Here is an 18,047-nt window from a genome sequence, read left to right on the forward strand (position 1 = left end):
GGGGTAATCCCCCGCCTTCGATCACTATGGAAGACTACCCAAGGGAGGTTGCTATGAAAGGCCTGCTGAGCTTTGCGCTGGCGCTCTTGGCAATAGCGGTGCTCACCGGCCCAGCTGCAGCACAAGGGCCGCTGACCGCCATCGTCTACGGGCAGGTCCTCAATCCTGACCTGAGCAAGCCCGATTCGGCGGACATCAAATACCGGGCTTATCTGACCAATGACCCGCTCGACACGCTGGTGGGTCGCTCACAGAAGGAAGGGATGTGGAGCTTGGCACTGGCCCTTTTCGCCGGCGGCTCGTTCCCCTGGAAAGTGGGCGACACCTTAGCCATGCGCTTCGAGAACGTGGGCAATGGGCCCTTCAAGGGTGCGGTGACCTACTTGCGCTACGTGACCACCAACGAGGACCTGCAGTACGCGGGCCAGTCCGCGTTGCCCGTGGAACTGGTGGAGTTCGTTGCCGCAGTGGAACAGACCGAGCTTGCCACACGGGTGCGCCTCACCTGGAAGACGGCTTCCGAGAGCAACAACTATGGCTTCGAAGTGCAGCGTTCACCGGACAGGAGCAACTTCCAGACGCTGGCGTTCATCCCCGGCGCCGGCACCACCGCTGCACGGCAAGTCTACGAGTACGTCGACCAGGAGGTAAAGGCTGGCACCTATTACTACCGTTTGAAGCAGGTTGACCGTGACGGCTCCATCCAGCTCACCGAGCCGCAATGCGTCGAGGTAGCGGCACCGCGGGCCTACGCGTTGCGGCAGAACTACCCGAACCCGTTCAACCCGTCGACCGAGATCGTGTACCAGCTCAAAGAGCGTGGGCGAGTCTCGCTGGTGGTGTACAACGTCCTGGGCGAGCAGGTGGCTACCTTAGTTGACGAAATGCAGGAGGCCGGCATCCACCGTGTGACCTTCAACGCTTCCGGCCTCCCCACCGGCGTGTTCTTCTACCGGCTGCGGGTGAACGGTTTCGACCAGATGCGGAAGATGGCAGTGGTGAAGTAGTCCCTCCAGAGGCGCGCGGGCACATCTCGGCGTTGGGCGCCCATCTCCTGCCCCCGGGGCGTCCTTATGCGTGAGAAGTGGGTGAGTCTGCCCGCGCGCCTTCGTTTTTCCCGCCGAAAAGTGAGAGCCGGGCCCCATGAGCAAGAATCTGGATCCTTCCCCTATTTCCCCTGAAAATCCTTGAAATTGTCCCCGCTTTGCGTTATCTTTTGCCATTGATCGGGCGTCTGCCGAGACGGGCGCTCAACAGCACCTGCCAAGCATCACTGTCAAGAGGAGACCTATGGCCAAGGGAATCACCCCGCGACACGAGGACTATGCACGCTGGTACACCGACGTCATTGCCGCTGCAGAACTTGCCGACTATGCACCGGTCAAGGGCTGCATGGTCATTCGCCCTAACGGTTACGCCATCTGGGAAAAGATCCAGAGCACCTTAGATCGCATGTTCAAAGAGACCGGTCATGTGAATGCCTACTTTCCGCTGTTCATTCCGGAGAGCTACTTGCGGCGAGAGGCGGAGCATGTGGAGGGCTTTGCCCCAGAGTGCGCGGTGGTGACCCATGGCGGGGGCAAGAAATTGGAGGAGCCTTTGGTGGTGCGGCCCACCTCGGAGACCATCATCTGGGCCATGTACCGCAACTGGATCCATTCGCACCGCGACCTGCCGCTCCTCATCAACCAGTGGGCAAACGTCGTCCGCTGGGAGATGCGCACGCGCCTGTTCTTGCGCACCACCGAGTTCCTTTGGCAGGAGGGGCACACCGCCCATGCTACTGAACAGGAGGCCGAGCACGAAGCGCTGCTCATCCTTGACCTCTACCGCCGCTTCGCGGAGGAGTATATGGCCATGCCGGTCTTCGTCGGGGTGAAGACGGAGAAAGAAAAGTTCGCCGGTGCCGTGCGCACCTACTGCATCGAGGCCATGATGCAGGACAGGCGCGCGCTGCAGGCAGGGACCTCGCACAACCTGGGACAGAATTTCGCCAAGGCCTTTGATGTTACCTACCAGGACGAGCAGGGGAAGCAACAGTACGTCTGGGCCACGAGCTGGGGTGTGTCCACCCGTCTCATCGGCGCACTGATCATGTGCCACAGCGACGACAACGGGCTTGTCCTGCCGCCGCGCTTAGCAAGCCTCCAGGCGGTGGTGGTGCCCATCTGGACAGGCGACACGGAGCGCGACGCGGTGCTGGCCTACGTGCGCCAGCTGACCGCCTCGTGGACTGGACGCTTGAGCTTCAAGATCGACGACCGCGACAACTATCGGCCAGGCTGGAAGTTCAACGAGTGGGAACAGCGTGGCGTGCCTATCCGCATCGAGGTGGGGCCGCGCGACATGGCCCAGCAGCAGGTCGTCCTCGTGCGACGCGATACGCGCCAGAAGACTGTCGTGCCTGCCAGTGCCTTGCCCGGCGCAGTGACAGAAGAGTTGGAATCGATGCAAAAGGACTTGTTAGCCCGGGCGCGGGACTTTCGCGACCGCTACACGCAGAAGGTCGACGATTACCCGACTCTTACCCGCCTCATCGAAGAACCAGGCGGCTTTTTCTGGGTGGACTGGTGCGGCGAGCGCGCCTGCGAGGACCGCTTGCAGGAGGAGACCAAGGCCACCATCCGCCTCATTCCATTCGAGCGCGTGCTCGAGCGCGGACCGTGCATACTCTGCGGGCAGCCTTCTCAGCACCGCGTGCTCGTGGCAAAGGCCTACTGAGGCGACGGCCATGCGTGCGGCACAAGAGCGCGCGACCTAAGGACCAGAACTGGAGCGACAGCGAGCGCCAGGATCAGAGGAGAAGACATTGGAAGAGACACTGCTCCGCTTCTTCAGGGGACTGAGCGACATTGTGTGGGGCCCACCGATGCTGGTCTTGTTGGTCGGCACCGGCATCTTCCTGACCATCCGGCTGCGCGGGCTGCAGTTTCATGGCCTGCTCCATTCGCTCTACCTGGCCCTGGTCAAACGCAAGGAGGAGAATGCCACCGAGGGGGACATTTCGCATTTCCAGGCACTGATGACCGCGTTGGCCGCCACCGTGGGCACCGGGAACATCGCCGGCGTGGCCACCGCCATTGCCTCCGGAGGGCCAGGCGCCTTGTTCTGGATGTGGATCACCGGTCTCTTCGGCATGGCCACCAAGTACGCCGAAGCAGTGCTTGCCGTCAAATACCGCGAGGTGGATGAGTTCGGAACCATGAGCGGCGGGCCGATGTACTACCTCAGCAAAGGGCTCGGCGCCAAGTGGTTAGGGGTCATCTTCGCCGTGTTTGCTTCGGTGTCAGCGTTCGGTATTGGCAACATTGTGCAGTCCAACTCGGTGGCCGAGGCGGTGCGCACCTCGTTCCCCGTCGTGCCGACTTGGGCCGTGGGGACCGTTATGGCTGTGGCCACGGCATTGGTCCTCCTCGGGGGCATTAAGAGTATTGGCAGGGTGGCAAGCCTCCTGGTGCCGGTGATGATTGTCTTCTACATGCTCGGCGCCACTGTGGTGGTAATCCTCAACTACCGAGGTATCCCCAGTGTTTTCTCACTGGTGATGAAGGGGGCGTTCACCGGGACGGCGATGTTCGGCGGCTTCCTCGGCGCCTCGGTGCGCGAAGCAATTCGCTGGGGGGTGGCGCGCGGCGTCTTCTCCAACGAGTCCGGCCTGGGCAGTGCTCCCATTGCTGCAGCTGCCGCGCAGACCAGGAATCCGGTCACCCAGGCGCTGGTCTCCATGACGCAGACCTTCATCGACACCATTGTCGTCTGCTCGTTCACGGGCTTTGTCATCATCTCCACCGGCCTGTGGACCAGCGGCAAGACCGGCGCAGAGCTGACTACCCTCGCCTTTAACCATGGCCTGCCCGGGAACAGCGGCGGCATGATTGTGGCCATCGGCCTCATTCTTTTTGCCTACTCCACCATCATCGGCTGGAGCTACTATGGCGAAAAGTCGTTGGAATACCTGTTGGGCCCCGCCTCGGTCAGGCCCTATCGCGCGCTCTTCTGCGTGATGGTCTTCGTGGGGAGCGTCATCAGCAAGTTGGAGCTCGTGTGGTCATTCGCCGACGTCATGAATGGCCTCATGGCTCTGCCCAACCTGGTGGGGCTCCTCGGCCTCTCCGGGGTTGTGGTTGCAGAGACGAAAAAGTACTACTGGAGTGAGCGGGCACGGGCTCACTGAACAGTGCCGACTCTGGGCAAGGTGAGGTAACCATGAACGCCAAGCGCGAGAAGATCGAGCTGGAGATCCCGTCCAAGGCGGTGCACATCAGCCACGCTGCTTGCGGCAATGGCTGCAGCCTCATGGACGAAACGGTGCAGATCGGCGGCCACGCCTCCATCAAGGCGAAGATCCGTTACGCCGGGCAGGAAGGGATCATCAACCTCGACCCGGTGTACGGCAGCTTTGAGCACCGCTGCACCATCGACGTTCCATGCGGGGCGGTCGTCGAGTTCTTCTGTCCCCACTGCGGAGTTTCTCTCAAAGGCCAAGATACCTGCAACGTCTGTTCGTCGCCGACCTTTGTGTTGCATCTGCCGCGGGGAGGCGTCGTGGAAGGCTGTTTGCGAAAAGGGTGCTTCGAGCACTCCCTAAAGATTGTCGATGCAGAAGAGCTGCTCAAGCGTCTGTTTGACGAGCACACCCTGGACGCATACCTGTGACGCAGCCGAACACAAATACGCAGTCACCGCACAAAGTCGGGTATGTGGCGTTGGTGGGCCGCCCTAACGTCGGCAAGTCGACGCTGGTGAACGCACTGCTGCAGTTCAAGCTGTCCATTGTCACACCCAAGCCCCAGACCACGCGTCACCGCATCTTGGGGATTCTGTCGGAGCCCGGATGCCAGGTTATTTTTCTCGACACTCCCGGCTTGATCCAGCCGCGGTACGCGTTGCAGGCGGCGATGATGCGTGCTGCAGAGCGGGCCATGGCCGAAGCGGACATTGTCGTCGTGCTCCTGGACGTCTCCACACCCTTGCAGGAGGAGGATTTCCAAACGCTGGAGCAGGTCAAGGCCCACGGCAAGTCACTGCTCATCGCGCTGAACAAGATCGACTTGATCAACAAGGCCAACCTCTTGCCCATTATCGACCAGCTCGCGCAACGTTTCCCTGAGACGGAGATTATCCCCATCTCTGCACTGCAGCGCGACGGGCTCGATGACCTCAAGGCGGCTATTGTGCAGCGCCTGCCCGAGGGCATGCCCCTCTATCCGGAGGATCAGCTCACTGAGCATCCGGAACGCTTTTTCGTGGCGGAAATCATCCGCGAGAACATTTTCGAGCGCTATGGCGAAGAGATCCCTTATGCCACCGCCGTGCAGATTGAAGAGTTCAAAGAGCGACCTGGGGGGAAGGATTTCATCAGCGCCCGTATCGTGGTAGAGCGCCCTTCGCAGAAAGCAATCCTCATCGGCAAGGGTGGACAGGCCCTCAAGGAGGTCGGGAAAGCGGCGCGCGTCGAGATCGAACAGTTCTTGGGACGGCCCGTTTTCCTCAAACTGTGGGTGGCGGTGCGCGAGAAGTGGCGCTCCGACGAAACGCTGTTGCGCGAGTACGGCTACCAGTAATGTGTCACCCCCTGCCGTGCGCCGACCACGTTGCGACCAAAGCCACGCCGTGCAAGAGCAAAGTTTCCATGAGCAGGATTAGCCAGGCGACACGAGTCTTCTCGGGCCTTCGAGGCAAGCCGGCGGCACCGGCCCGGCCGTGCAGGACGAAGAGCTCCGCGGGCAGGTGCCTCCCCTGTGCGCCGCCTCCTGTCCGGTCGCAAGCTCCCCTGCTGGTTGCCTTGGGGCTCCTTGCCGCCGCGGCAGTGCTGTGGCTGAGCTGTGCCCCGCATGTGCCTCCTGCCGGAGTGCCGGTCCCCCCGCAAGAGCCTGAGGTCACCATCCGCGTCGGCATTGTGCAGGGGCGGGACAGAGTAGAGTTTGCCACAGCCGATCCCTACCGCATCGTTGAAGCTGGGGGCAAGGTTCTCATCGACAAGGGGCAGGCGCGCTCGCTGTGGGAGGTGACGGTGGAAGGCGGCAGGCCAGCGCCCTCGGTCTTTTTGCTGGTCGTGCAGACCACCAAGGACCGGGCTGCCGCCGAGCGGCTCCTGGCAGACCTTCGCGCCAAAGGCGTGGAAGCCACCGTCGACGTGCTGGGCAAGGTGGTGCAGGTGGGCGGCAGAGAGTTGCGCGACTACCGCACCTACCGCGTGCGCCTGAAGCGCCTGTTCCCCTCCAGACAGGAGGCGCAAAGGTGGCAGGGGAACGTGGCCGGCATCTGGACCACCATCGTGGAAGAGCCCGGGCACACACCAGAGGGCACTCTCTCCCTGCGCAACGTGCACACAGGCCAACGCATCTTCTCCTCGCTGCCCGTGCGCATAGAAGGCTCGCGCGTGGCCATCAAAGATGTGCCGGTCGCGGAAGGTTACATCCACGAGCGGCGCGAAAACCGCCTATTTCGCGGTGCGATGGAGTTTATGGTGGACAGGGCCGGCAAAGTCACGGTGGTAAACGTGGTGAGCCTTGAAGACTATTTGCGCGGGGTGGTGCCCTACGAGATGCACGGCGATTTCCCCTTGGAGGCGCTCAAGGCGCAAGCAGTGGCGGCGCGCACCATGGTCCTCTACACCATGGGCAGCCGCCATCCCTATGACCCCTTCGACGTGTGCGCCGACGTTCATTGCCAGGTCTACGGCGGAGTGGTCGCCGAGACTGAGCAGAGCAACTCAGCGGTCCTCGCCACCGCAGGGGAGGTGCTCACCTACGGCGGGCAACTGTGCGAGGTGGTCTTTTCCAGCTGCTGTGGAGGACACACCGAGCACAACGAAAACGTTTGGCAAGGCACCGCTCAGCCATACCTTCGCGGCGTGCTCGACATCGAGGAAGGGGCAAGGTTCACCGGCAGGTACGACTTGGCCAAGGAGGAGGTGCTGCGTCGCTGGATCGAGGGGCGGCCTGCGGTGTTCTGCAACGTTGGTCAGTCATCCGTGCCAGCCGGTTTCGGGTATGCTGCTGAAGCCTTCCGCTGGGAGCTAAAGGTGAGCGCCAGCCAAATCCGCCGCACGGTACTCGCCGCCACTGGCCAGGACCCTGGGGAGGTCACAGAGCTTGTCCCCCTGCAACGCGGTGTCTCTGGCCGCATCGTGCGCCTGCAAGTGAAGGGCAGGAACAAGACCGTCACCCTTTCCCAGGAGCTGAACATCCGCAAGGCGCTGGCCGAGCCCCCACTGCGCAGCTCGTGCATCGTCATCGATCGGGAGCAGACGGCATCCGGGGAGGTTTTTTTCCACATCCGCGGCGCGGGCTCGGGGCACGGAGTGGGCATGTGCCAGACCGGCGCCGCCATGATGGCTCTGCGTCACGGCAAGGACTACCGCCAGATCCTCCGCCACTACTTCACCGGAGCAGAGATCACCGGGCTCTATTGACATGCGCGTGCTCATGATCTTCGTGGACGGGCTCGGGATCGGCCGCCACGACCCCGCGTGGAATCCCTGCAGCGCTGAGGGTCTGCGCTTCTTCAACAACTTTGCCGATCGTCAGCGCCCGGAGCCCGTGCCGTTCGGCGGCATGGTGCTCGGTCTGGACGCCACCCTGGGTCTGCCTGGCTTGCCGCAGAGTGCCACCGGTCAGACTGCGCTGCTCACGGGCGTCAATGCTGCCCAGCTTCTCGGCCGCCACCTCAACGGCTTTCCCAACGGCAAGCTGCGTGAGGTCATTGCCCAGCACTCCCTGCTCAAGCTCCTGGCCGAGCGTGGCCGCAAGGTAGCCTTCCTCAACGCCTTCCGCCCGCCTTTCTTCGACTATGATCCTTTTCAGATCATCCGCCACCTGTCGGTGACGAGCGTGTGCAATCTGTACGCAGGGCTGCGCTTCTTCGACCTCGACGACCTGCGCGCCCGCCGCTGCATCTACCAGGACTTTAGCAATGAGGCGCTGCGTCGCCGCGGGTACGAGCTCCCCCTGTTCTCGCCCGAAGAAGCAGGAACGATCCTTGGTACGCAGGCTGCTGCCTACGACTTTTGCCTGTACGAGTACTTCCAAACTGACCGGGCTGGCCACGCGCAGGAGACGTCGACGGCAGTGCAACTGCTCCGCGACCTGGAGAGGTTCGTGGCCGCCACGTTGCAGAGCGTTGACTTGCAGGAGACCCTGGTGGTGCTTACCAGCGACCACGGCAACATCGAAGACCTGTCCGTTAAGGGGCACACCCGCAATCCGGCAATGACCCTGATCTGGGGCCGTGGAAAGGAGGATTTCGCCTCGGGCATGAGCTCCATCCTCGACGTCGCCCCGAAGATCCTCGAGCTGCTCGGCTAAGTCTCGGCCTCATCTTCTCTGCCCGCTGCGCAAAAAGGGCTTGACACTTCTCATATTATTTGCTATAATTACTCGGCACAAGGCTCCAGTCAACTTCCGGGAACGGCCCTGCCGGGGACGGGGCGCGACATTTGCGTGAGGTTCATGACATGTTAGTCTCGGTACGAGTTGATCGGGTCACGTTGGACACCGCGACGAGTCGGTTCGTGGTCGTCCTCAGAGACGACGCCCACAATCGCTGGTTGCCAATCGTGGTTGGCTCCACCGAGGCCCAGGCTATCGCCCTCCAGCTGGAGAAGGTAGAGCCTCCCCGTCCGCTGACCCACGATCTCATGAAGAACCTCCTGGAATCCCTCGACGCCAAAGTGTCGAGAGTTGTAGTCACCGAGCTGCGCGAGAACACCTACTACGCGAAGATCGGGCTGCAACTTGACGGCAAGAAGCGGGAGATCGACGCACGCCCCAGTGATGCCATCGCCCTCGCCCTGCGCATGAATGCGCCGATCTTTGTGGTGGAGGAGGTGATGAAGAAAGCGGCCGTGGTTGACCGGCAGGAGGCCAGGGAGCGCGAAGTGCCGCTGGAGGAGCGCTTAGAGCAACTGGCGGCGGAACTGGAGGGCGCAATCCAAGAGGAGCGTTACGAGGACGCGGCGCGCCTGCGCGACGAAATACGCAAGCTCAAAGAACAGCAGGCGGCGTCAAAGTAATCACAGGCACACGCCACCGCCTTTGACGACAAGAACAACCCGCGGCCACGCGGGGCGGAAGAGGTACAGGCCGAAGGCAAGCGCCGCTTGACTTTCGCTAAGGAAGCACACGGGAGGCACTCTGCAGAGTGCCTTTTCTGTTTTTCAGCCAACCCCACAAGGCCTGCCAAGCAGCCGGGAACAAGCCCGGTGCAGCCATAGGCCAAGGAGTTGGTCGCTGCGTGGCGAAGTGGGGGCGTTTCCCTTCTCTCTGTGCCCCCTGGTTTGGCCGCTTGCCGGAGGCCCTTAGTAGACACACTCGCGCGCCGCGTCGGCATAAGCCTGTAGGTTCTCCACTGGCGCATGGAAGAAGTGGTCGCAGGTGCTGAGAATGTAGCCGCCGCCTGGACCTGCCGCAGCAAAGTTCTTCAGCACCATTTCGCGGACTTTTTCTGGTGTGCCGTAGGTGAAGCCGTGCGTCTGGTTCATCCCGCCGATCATGCACACGTACTGCCCAACCCGTCGCTTTGCTGCGGCCAAATCCACATCGCCGCCGATCTCGCGCGGGGTCAAAGTTTCGATGGCGTCCACCTCCGTGCCCACAATCTTCTCTAAGATGGGCATCATGCCGCCGCAGGTGTGGTACACCACCCGCATGCCCACTGCATGCAGGGCGCGGTGCACCTCGCGGTCGTAGGGGGCCACAAACTGCTCGAAGATCGTAGGCGAAATCACCGTCGTCGAGGCGTCGCCGCCGCCACCCTCGATGAGGTCGTAGGCGCTGTCCTTGTACTGTTCCACAAAGGCCAGCTTCTTGTCGCGCAGAATGCGCAGGAACTCGTGCACCCAGGCCGGGTCGTCGAAGGTGGCCATAATCATCTGCTGCGTGCCGTACCACTGGCAGGCGTCTTGCCAGCATCCGGGCTGCTGGTACGGAAGCACCCCGCGCACGATGCCGTCGTCGCGCACCCGGTCGCGCCAGGAGGCGACCAGCTCCTTGTCCAGGCGCGGCACAGGCATGTATTTTTCGATCCAGCGGATTTGCTCGGGGTGTTTGAGTGGGTAGTCGGCGATCCACGAGGTGTACTGGTCCGCCTCGTACACTGCCACAAAGCTTCCCTCAGGCGTCGTGATGGTGCGGAGCCAGCGGCGGTAATCGGGCCGCTCCTCAACGACCTCTTCAGTGACCCGCCACTGTGGACTTTCCATGTCCAAGAAGGGCGAGACATAGATGGACGCATCGAGCCCGAAGCGACGAAAGGCCTCCAGCGGGTCAATGCCGCCCAGGTAGTGGTCGAGGTAGTACTTCATCCAGTCGTGCAACGTGGCGGGCAAGCGATCCGGCTTGCCGCGCTGCAGTGCCGTCAAAAGGCGTTCCCGTGAGGTCATGGCTGCGCTCTCTCCTGATGAGATCCGATTGCTGCGCCGTCTGCTAAGACGCGGGCGGTGAGGAATGCCAGCCGCGCCGCGGCTGTAAAGAGCTCTGGCCGTAAGGTCTCCGGCCTGTCAGAGGGAAGGTGCAAATGCTCGTAGCTGTTGGTAGTGGCAAAGTAGAGGTTGGGCACGCCCCGGCGATGGAATGGACCGGCATCGGCTCCGCCGCCCCCTCCAGTAGCTGCGCTGAGGAGCCGCGTGTGCAACCGGTCCTGTTCCTGCACCAGGGCAAACAGCTCCGAAAAGTCCACTCCCCCATAGACCGCCACGCTGTCGCCGGTGCCGATGCAATCCAGGTTCAGCATGGCAACGGTCCGCTCCAAGGGAAAGGGTGGGCGACTTGCATAGGCATCGGCGCCCAGCATTCCTTGCTCCTCGCTGGCGAAAAGGGCAAAGACTATGCTCCTGCGAGGCCGAGAAGACGCTTGCGCAAAGGCCTTGGCGATGGCCATCACCGCCGCGCTCCCGGAGGCATTGTCGTTGGCCCCCGGGTAGTAGACCTCCGGCGACTGCCGCCCCACGTGGTCGAGGTGCGCGCCGATGACCACGCACTCTTCCTGCACCTGCGGATCAGAGCCAGGCAACAGGGCGACCACGTTCATGGTGCGCTTTGCCTTGGCGTAGCGGGCGCGGACCTCCACTCTCACCTTGGTGCGCAAGGGGAACGACCGCGGCATGTGGGTCGAATCGATGACCGCCTGCAGGGCCGCCAGGTTCACGCCCGCATCCGCCAGCATCTCGTCCGCCAGCGCCACGTCGATGTGCAGCTGTGGGATGTCCTGCTGCTCGCCAGGTCCATGCATGACGCTGCCGATGGGCCTCTGCACCGGCTGGCTATTTGGGCAAGAGACAAGCAGCAAGGCACGAGCGCCGCGACGGCGCGCTGCTTCTGCCTTCGGCCTGGGCAGGGCGCGCTCGCCCCAGTTCGCACCTGGCGGTTGCCACGCCGGCGGCTGCTTGAAGGCCAACACCACCTTGCCGCGCACATCGACGCCGGCATAGTCGTCGTAGCCATGTTCGGGGCAGGAGAGGCCATAGCCGCAAAAGACCACCGGCGCGGTGACCTTGCCGCTGCCGCTAAAGCCGCGCGCCACAAATTCCTTGCCCAGCACGCACTCCCGGACCACCTGGCCGCCCGCGCTCAGAATCGCTAAGCGAGGAGGGCTGAGCAACTCATTGTACTCCACATCCAGGTACTGGAAGTAGCCCTGGTCCCCGGCCGGGCGCAAGCCGAGCCGCTCGAACCACGCCGCAGCATAAGCGGCTGCTTTGTCGTACCCCTTGCTTCCTGGCAATCTGCCGTCCAGCTCGGGCCGACAGAGCTCGCGCACAATTTCCATCAGCGTCGGCGCGTCGATCGCCTCCGCACCGGCCTGCCCTGAGGACACGCCTGCGCTGCCGCACAGGAACAGCAGGACCACCAACGCCCCTTCAACACCCCGTACGACCCTCGATTTCGTGGATCTCACCCGCAGGCGTTCCTTTCTCCTTTTCGCCCGTAACTCGGCAAACTGCTTTTCCCTTGCGTTCGGCCGCCAGCCACGACCGACACTCTGCCTGCCCCGTGGAGCGGTAGCACTCCGCCCGCCCGTCTGGCCTCACTTTTTCTCGTAGGCGTGATGGGCGCGCGAAAAGTGCTCATGCACGACCTTCCACTGGCCGTCGCGCTTGGCGTACACGTGCGTGCCCCGTCCCTCGATGACCCGCGGCTTGCCCTTCTTGTGCAGCGTCACGGTCCAGTAGAAGCTGACCACCGCCACATCGCCGAGCACCTGCACCTGCGGCTGGAGGATCTTAAAGTCCACCTTGTCCGCCTGCGTGAGGTAGTACTCGATGGTCTGCCGCAGGGCGCGCAGGCCCTTCAGGCGCGCATGGCGTGTCGAAGAGAAACCGACGAGTTCCGAGTCAAAGTGCGCCAAAATGGCCTTCACGTCGCCCTGGTTGAAGGCCTTGGCCTGCGCCTTCTCCAGGTCCACCAACGTCTTCTTGAGGTCTTCCATGTGCGTTCTCCTCCTGCGCTGGTTTGCAGGCACAAAGGGCCACCGCATGCCGTGCCGCCGCGGAAGCATGCGGTCCCTCTGCGATTATCCACATCCCCAGCACGTCGTCAGCGGCCACTCGGCCTTTCGCGCCCTCCGCTACAACGGGGAACGCCGAGTAGGCTTCACTGCGGCCTGCTTGGTCGCTGCATCCGCCTCACTTCTCGGTCCTTTGGGCAAAGGACCCTTCGACCAAAAGCCCGCCGCGCCATACCGGCATGAAGCTGCCGCTGTCAATATTGAGCAAAATTTAGCAAAAAATCAAGACGTTTGTGAGGGTGGCAAGAAGCACGGGGCTGCTCAGAGCCGAGGGCCCAGCGCGTGGACGGTATGCATGGCACGCCAGAGGCGTGCGCACCCAGGGCGACACCAATGACGGGCCGGGAGGCCCGCGCACCCCGGGCGCACCCAAGACCACTTCTATTCCCGAGAGGCCGATTGAAGAAAGGATGTGGCGCCATTTTCCCCTTTGTTTTTGCCTATGGGGTTGCTAAATTTGCCACACCAGCTTTGGAGGGCTATGGCAAGTCTGTTCGACACATTGCACCGCCTTCTGCGGCGGCCGCAGATTCACGACGCGCAGCGCAAGGCGAAGGTGCTGCTCTTCCGCGGCCTGCGCAGCTTCTTCCCGGTGTCCACCATGAGCGTACAGGAGATCGGCCATCTGCGGCGCATCCTCGTGGTGCGCCAGCACAATCAGCTCGGCGACATGCTGTGCGCCACACCGACTTTTCGCCTCCTGCGCCAGGCTTACCCACACGCGGAAATCACCCTCATCACCAGTCCGGCCAACTACCCGGCGGTGCAGAACAGCATCCGCCTGGACCGCGTGCTGGTGTTCGACAAGATCGGCTTTGCCAAGCAGCCCCGTCGCTACTGGCACTTTTTGCGCACGCTGCGTTCCCTGCGGCCAGACGTGGCCATTGTCCTGTCCACGGTCTCCATGTCGGTGACCTCGGACGTGCTCGCCTATTTGTCGCGCGCCCGCTATCGTCTCGGTCCGGCTGCGATCGACGGGGTGCCCAACACCACGGGCTTTCTCTTCAACGTGCCGGTCACGCTCAATTGGCGCGAGCAGCCGCATCGCCACCAGGCTTTGCGCAACATGGACATGCTCGGCCCCCTGGGCCTGAGCAGCACCGACCTGCAGGCGGAGCTCTTCCCCACCGCGGATGAGCAAGCGCGGGCGGCAGAGCTCCTGGCGCGCTTGGGCGCAGTGGTCAAGGTAGGAATTCACCCTGGGGCGGGCAAGCCGGCAAACCGCTGGCCGGCAGCTCATTTTGCGGCGTTGGCCAATACCTTGGCGCAGCAGTTCGGTGCCCACATCATCGTCTCCGCCGGCCCAGATGACGGGCAAGTGCTTGCGGAGCTCTTGCCTGCGCTGCAGGCGCCCCACACGTTGTGCCTGAATCGTCCGCTCGGCGAGCTTGCCGCCATCATCGCTGGCCTGGACGTGATGGTCACCAACGACACCGGGGTCATGCACGTGGCCGGCACGACCCGGGTGCCGCTCATCTCGCTGTTTGGCGCCACGGATCCGGAGCAATGGGCTCCCTCGCGGCCCGGAAGCTACTACCTGCAGCGGCCGCGGTTGAGCGACATCAGCGTGGAGGAGGTGGTGGCCCTTGTGAGCAGACTGCTGAGGGAAACCCAACGCCCGGGAGCGTCTCCCAGGCGCGGGCGCAGGCGCAAGGCGAAAAGGGCCGTGGCCGGCTGACCTGGTCGAGGCGGGGGCTGAACCTCGGGGAGCTTGTCGGAGGCTGGAGTGACGGCCCAATGGGGCTCATGGAGCTGGTTGGGTGAACTTTCGCGTGGGGAGTTACGACTTACTGAAGACAACGGAGGCAGATGATGAATCGCATCGCAGAGCAGTTGCAAAAGATTGTCGGCGAGGATTACCTCTTTACCCCGGAGCGGCCGGAGTACTGGGCCTACACCTTTGGCGATGCCACCATGTATCGCTCCCGCCCGGACTATGTGGTCTACCCCGGTTCAATCCAGGAGATCCAGGCGGTGGTAGAGCTCGCCGGGCGTCACAAGGTCAAGGTAGTACCCGGTGCCGGGCTCACCGGCCTGTCGGGGGGTGCCCTGTGCGATGGCGGCATCCTCCTCAACCCATCGCGCTTGCGCCAGGTGTTGGACATTGACCCCATCACCCGCACCGTGGTCACGCAGCCGGGCATCAGCTGCGCCGAGCTCAATCGCCGGTTAGCGCCCTTTGGCATGGTCATTCCGGTGGCGCCTGCCTCGCACGAGATTTCCACCATCGGCGCCAACATCGCCGAGTCATCAGGGGGCACTTGGGGCATGTCCAAAGGCACGTTCAAGAACTATCTCTTGGCGCTGAAGGCAGTGGACGGCAAAGGCCGCCTGTTCAGCGCCGGGCACCGCTGTCCCAAGGAGAGCACCGGCCCGAACATAGTGGGCCTGATGATCGGCTCCGAGGGGACGTTGGGCATCATCGTCGAGATGACCTTCCGCTGCGACTTTTTGCCTGAGGACACCTGGACCATCCGTTGCAGCTTCCGCGACGAGTCGGTGTTGCAACAGATTCACGAAGCGGTGGCTAAGGCGCGCATCAACCTCTTCTCCTTCGAGTACATGGACACGAAGATGATGGCCTGCTTTGGCAAACAGAACATGCTCCTCCTGTTCCAGACTGCCGGCGGACCGCATGAGGCCAAGGAGAACGCGGAAAAGTTAGTGGCCGTGCTCAAGGCCCTGGACCCGCTGGAGCTCCGCTACACCAACGACCCCAAGGAGGCAGACGAGCTCTATGCGGAGCGCCGGAGCTGCCTGGGGGCAATGGCCAAGTTCAAGCGCGAAAAGCCGGTGATCGTGCAGTTCGACCCGGTGCTGCCCATCGCCAAGTTTGCGGCGGGGGTACGCAAGATGCGGGAACTGGCCGCGCGCGAGGGGTTGGAACTCATCATCTACGGACACGCAGGCGACGGCAACCTGCATCCCAGCTTCATCGTGCGCGACTGCCAGGAGGATAAGGAGAAGGCGGCACGCGTGGTGCGCGAGTTCGACGCCTGGATCGAGGCAGAGGGCGGCTGTTTTGCCGGCGAACATGCCATCGGCAACTTCTTAGGCAGATGCGAGGAGCAGCTCAGCCCGGACATCGTGGAGTACGTCAAGGGCATCAAGAAGGCCTTTGACCCGCTGGGCATCCTCAATCCTGGCAAAGTCTTTGACGTGCAGGCGCCGAGCTTAGCGGTGGACCCGGTGCTGCCGCAGTACCAGGCCATCTACGAGCTCAGCAAGCTCTGCTGCAAGTGCCACCTGTGCAAGAACGACAGCCCGCGCTTCAAAGAGGTGCCGTTCGAGCACCACACCATCCGCGGGCGGATTGCCATGATCGACGCTGCGGCGCGCGGCAAGGTGTCGTTCGCGGCCATCAGGCCCTTTGTGGAGGAAATGCGCCCGTGGACGACCAACATGAACTGTCCCACCTTCATGAAGGAAGAAATGGGCAAGCTGATTGACTTGGCCATCCAGGCAGGGAGGGCGGCATGAAGATTGTCGTTGCCCCGGATTCGTTCAAAGGGAGCCTGTCGGCCCTGCAGATTTGCGAGGCCATGGAGCGCGGCATCAAGCGCGTGCTGCCGAAGGCAGAGGTCGTGAAGATCCCGATGGCCGACGGCGGGGAGGGCACCGTACAGGCTCTGGTCTCCTCCACCGGCGGGCACATTGAGAAGGTCACCGTGGTGGGGCCGTTGGGCGAGCCGGTGGAGGCGGAGTATGGCATCCTGGGCGATGACCAGACGGCGGTCATCGAAATGGCAGCTGCCTCTGGCCTGCCGCTGGTGCCGGTGGCGAAGAGGAATCCGGTGGTCACGACCACCTTTGGCACCGGGCAGCTCATGCGCGCGGCCTTGGCGCACGGCTGCCGGCAGCTCATCGTCGGCATAGGCGGCTCTGCCACCACCGACTGCGGCACAGGGATGGCGCAGGCGCTGGGCGTGCGCTTCTACCGCAGCGACGGCAGCGAAATCACCGACTATATGTGCGGCGGCCTCATGGCGGAAGTGGCGCGCATCGACCTTTCCGGCAGGCTGCCGGAGCTGCTCCAGGCCACCGTCACTGTGGCCTGCGATGTGGACAATCCCCTGCTCGGCCCGCGCGGTGCGGTCATGACCTATTCCCGGCAGAAAGGCGCCACCGACGAGCAGCTGGCCCTGCTGGAGAAGAACATGACCCACTTTATCGGCGTGGCGGAGCAGACGATCGGCCGTTCGGTGCGTGACCTGCCGGGTGCCGGTGCCGCCGGTGGACTGGGCGCGGGCTTGATGGCCTTCGCCAATGCTACCTTGCAGCCAGGCGTGGCCATTGTCCTGCGCGCCTCGCGCTTTGCCGAACGCATCAAGGGCGCTGCCCTCATTCTGACCGGCGAGGGCAAAGTCGACTTCCAGACCGCCTATGGCAAGACCATCAGCGGCGTGGCGGCAGAGGCGCAGAGGCAGGGGATCCCGGTGATCGTTTTGGCCGGAACGGTGGAAGACGAGGCGGAGAACTTGTACGAGCGGGGGGTGGTGTCGCTATTTTCCATCTGCCCGGGGCCAATGAGCTTGGAGGAAGCTATGCAGCAGTCGGCGACCCATGTGGAAAAGGGTGCCGAAAGAATCGTGCGTGCCCTCAAAGCAGTCAACCTCAAGGACTGAGGGAGGTGCTCAGCGGCAATTAGGGACGGTCTTCCCTACCCTGGCATATTGTGCCTAGGGCCTCGCCGCCGGCGGGAGCACCTCGGCGTAAAAGGCCTCCTGTAGGCGGCGGGTCACCGGCCCGGGCCTGCCCTCGCCCACCACCAGGTCGTCGATGCGCACGATGGGGGTGATCTCCACCGTGGTGCCGATGAGCATCGCCTCGTCAAAGTGCGCAAGTTCAGCGCGCGGGATGGGCAGTTCCTTGGCTGGGATGCCCAGCTCCTGGCACAGGCGCAGAACCACCGCCCGCGTTACCCCAGGCAGGATCAGGTGCGAGAGCGGCGGGGTGTACAAGGTGCCGTCCTTGACAAAGGCGACGTTGCAGTGCGTACCCTCGGTCATGAAGCCGTCGCGCGCCCAGATGGCCTCCACTGCCCCCTGGTCAATTGCCCGCTGCCTGGAGAGCACATTGGGCAGCAGGGCGATGGACTTGATGTCGCAGCGCAGCCAGCGGATATCGTCTTCCAAAATCACCTTCACCCCCTGTTCGATCTCCTCCCAGTGCGGCTTGAAAGGCGAGGTGCTGATGTAGACGGTGGGGGGCGTACCCGGCGGCGGGAACCAGTGCCGCCGTGGCGTGTAGGCCCCGCGGGTCACCTGCAGGTAGGCAATCGCCTGCTGCTCGTCGTGGTTGTTCTCCTCCACCAGCCGCTGCATGATCTGTGGAAAAGCCCCAAGGTCCGGCGCATCGATGCGCAGCTCACGCAGCCCGCGCGCCATCCGTTCGAGGTGGGCCTCCGTCTGAAAAAAGGCCCCGTAGTAGCAGCGGACTACCTCGTACACGCCATCGGCAAACTGAAAGCCCCGCTCATAAGGGGGCAGGCACACCTCTTCTTCCTGCATGTAGTGGCCATTGTAGTAGACGAGCATGCG

The 18,047-nt window shown here is 63.1% G+C and carries 15 protein-coding genes; 11 read left to right on the forward strand and 4 right to left on the reverse strand.

The window, feature by feature from the left end; genetic code table 11:
* Positions 1-53: 53 nt before the first annotated feature.
* The 8 genes from H5U38_07575 (at position 54) to H5U38_07610 (ending at position 9,016) form a co-directional block, all read left to right on the forward strand.
* Positions 54-1,007: a T9SS type A sorting domain-containing protein gene (locus H5U38_07575; protein MBC7186875.1), complete on the forward strand. Its 954-nt coding sequence runs from the start codon at positions 54-56 to the stop codon at positions 1,005-1,007.
* A 283-nt stretch (positions 1,008-1,290) separates the two neighbouring features.
* Complete coding sequence (locus tag H5U38_07580) at positions 1,291-2,721, forward strand: proline--tRNA ligase (protein ID MBC7186876.1); 1,431 nt, start codon at positions 1,291-1,293, stop codon at positions 2,719-2,721.
* 148 nt (positions 2,722-2,869) lie between these two features.
* Positions 2,870-4,174, forward strand: a complete 1,305-nt coding sequence (locus tag H5U38_07585) for a sodium:alanine symporter family protein (protein ID MBC7186877.1) — start codon at positions 2,870-2,872, stop codon at positions 4,172-4,174.
* A 32-nt stretch (positions 4,175-4,206) separates the two neighbouring features.
* Positions 4,207-4,656 (forward strand): hypothetical protein, encoded by a 450-nt coding sequence (locus H5U38_07590; protein ID MBC7186878.1) that lies wholly within the window; start codon positions 4,207-4,209, stop codon positions 4,654-4,656.
* The gene (gene era / locus H5U38_07595) at positions 4,647-5,564 is read left to right on the forward strand and encodes a GTPase Era (protein MBC7186879.1); all 918 of its coding nucleotides are present in this window, start codon (positions 4,647-4,649) and stop codon (positions 5,562-5,564) included. The genes H5U38_07590 and era overlap by 10 nt, the downstream gene beginning before the upstream one ends.
* Positions 5,565-5,785: 221 nt before the next feature.
* Entirely contained in the window at positions 5,786-7,417 is a 1,632-nt protein-coding gene (locus H5U38_07600) for a SpoIID/LytB domain-containing protein (GenBank protein MBC7186880.1), read from the forward strand.
* 7 nt (positions 7,418-7,424) lie between these two features.
* Positions 7,425-8,309 (forward strand): alkaline phosphatase family protein, encoded by an 885-nt coding sequence (locus H5U38_07605; protein MBC7186881.1) that lies wholly within the window; start codon positions 7,425-7,427, stop codon positions 8,307-8,309.
* A gap of 149 nt (positions 8,310-8,458) precedes the next feature.
* Positions 8,459-9,016: a bifunctional nuclease family protein gene (locus H5U38_07610; protein ID MBC7186882.1), complete on the forward strand. Its 558-nt coding sequence runs from the start codon at positions 8,459-8,461 to the stop codon at positions 9,014-9,016.
* Between the two features lie 285 nt (positions 9,017-9,301).
* On the opposite strand, the gene H5U38_07615 is transcribed toward H5U38_07610, so the two are convergent.
* The 3 genes from H5U38_07615 to H5U38_07625 form a co-directional block, all read right to left on the reverse strand.
* The gene (locus H5U38_07615) at positions 9,302-10,384 is read right to left on the reverse strand and encodes a hypothetical protein (protein MBC7186883.1); all 1,083 of its coding nucleotides are present in this window, start codon (positions 10,382-10,384) and stop codon (positions 9,302-9,304) included.
* On the reverse strand, positions 10,381-11,898 hold the full coding sequence (locus H5U38_07620) for a M28 family peptidase (GenBank protein MBC7186884.1): 1,518 nt from the start codon (positions 11,896-11,898) through the stop codon (positions 10,381-10,383). The genes H5U38_07615 and H5U38_07620 overlap by 4 nt, the downstream gene beginning before the upstream one ends.
* 129 nt (positions 11,899-12,027) lie before the next feature.
* Complete coding sequence (locus H5U38_07625) at positions 12,028-12,429, reverse strand: nuclear transport factor 2 family protein (GenBank protein MBC7186885.1); 402 nt, start codon at positions 12,427-12,429, stop codon at positions 12,028-12,030.
* 559 nt (positions 12,430-12,988) lie between these two features.
* Here H5U38_07625 and H5U38_07630 point away from each other — a divergent pair.
* The 3 genes from H5U38_07630 (at position 12,989) to H5U38_07640 (ending at position 17,132) form a co-directional block, all read left to right on the forward strand.
* A complete protein-coding gene (locus H5U38_07630; protein MBC7186886.1) occupies positions 12,989-14,185 on the forward strand; it encodes a glycosyltransferase family 9 protein in 1,197 nt (398 codons plus the stop codon).
* 131 nt (positions 14,186-14,316) lie between these two features.
* Complete coding sequence (locus H5U38_07635) at positions 14,317-15,987, forward strand: FAD-binding oxidoreductase (GenBank protein MBC7186887.1); 1,671 nt, start codon at positions 14,317-14,319, stop codon at positions 15,985-15,987.
* A complete protein-coding gene (locus H5U38_07640; GenBank protein MBC7186888.1) occupies positions 15,984-17,132 on the forward strand; it encodes a glycerate kinase in 1,149 nt (382 codons plus the stop codon). The genes H5U38_07635 and H5U38_07640 overlap by 4 nt, the downstream gene beginning before the upstream one ends.
* A 54-nt stretch (positions 17,133-17,186) precedes the next feature.
* Here the strand turns inward: H5U38_07640 and H5U38_07645 are convergent, their stop codons facing one another.
* Positions 17,187-18,044, reverse strand: coding sequence for an aminotransferase class IV (locus H5U38_07645; GenBank protein MBC7186889.1), 858 nt, complete (start codon positions 18,042-18,044; stop codon positions 17,187-17,189).
* Positions 18,045-18,047: the final 3 nt, after the last annotated feature.

This window comes from Calditrichota bacterium (assembly GCA_014359355.1).
Lineage (GTDB): Bacteria > Zhuqueibacterota > Zhuqueibacteria > JANLFK01 > Oleimicrobiaceae > Oleimicrobium.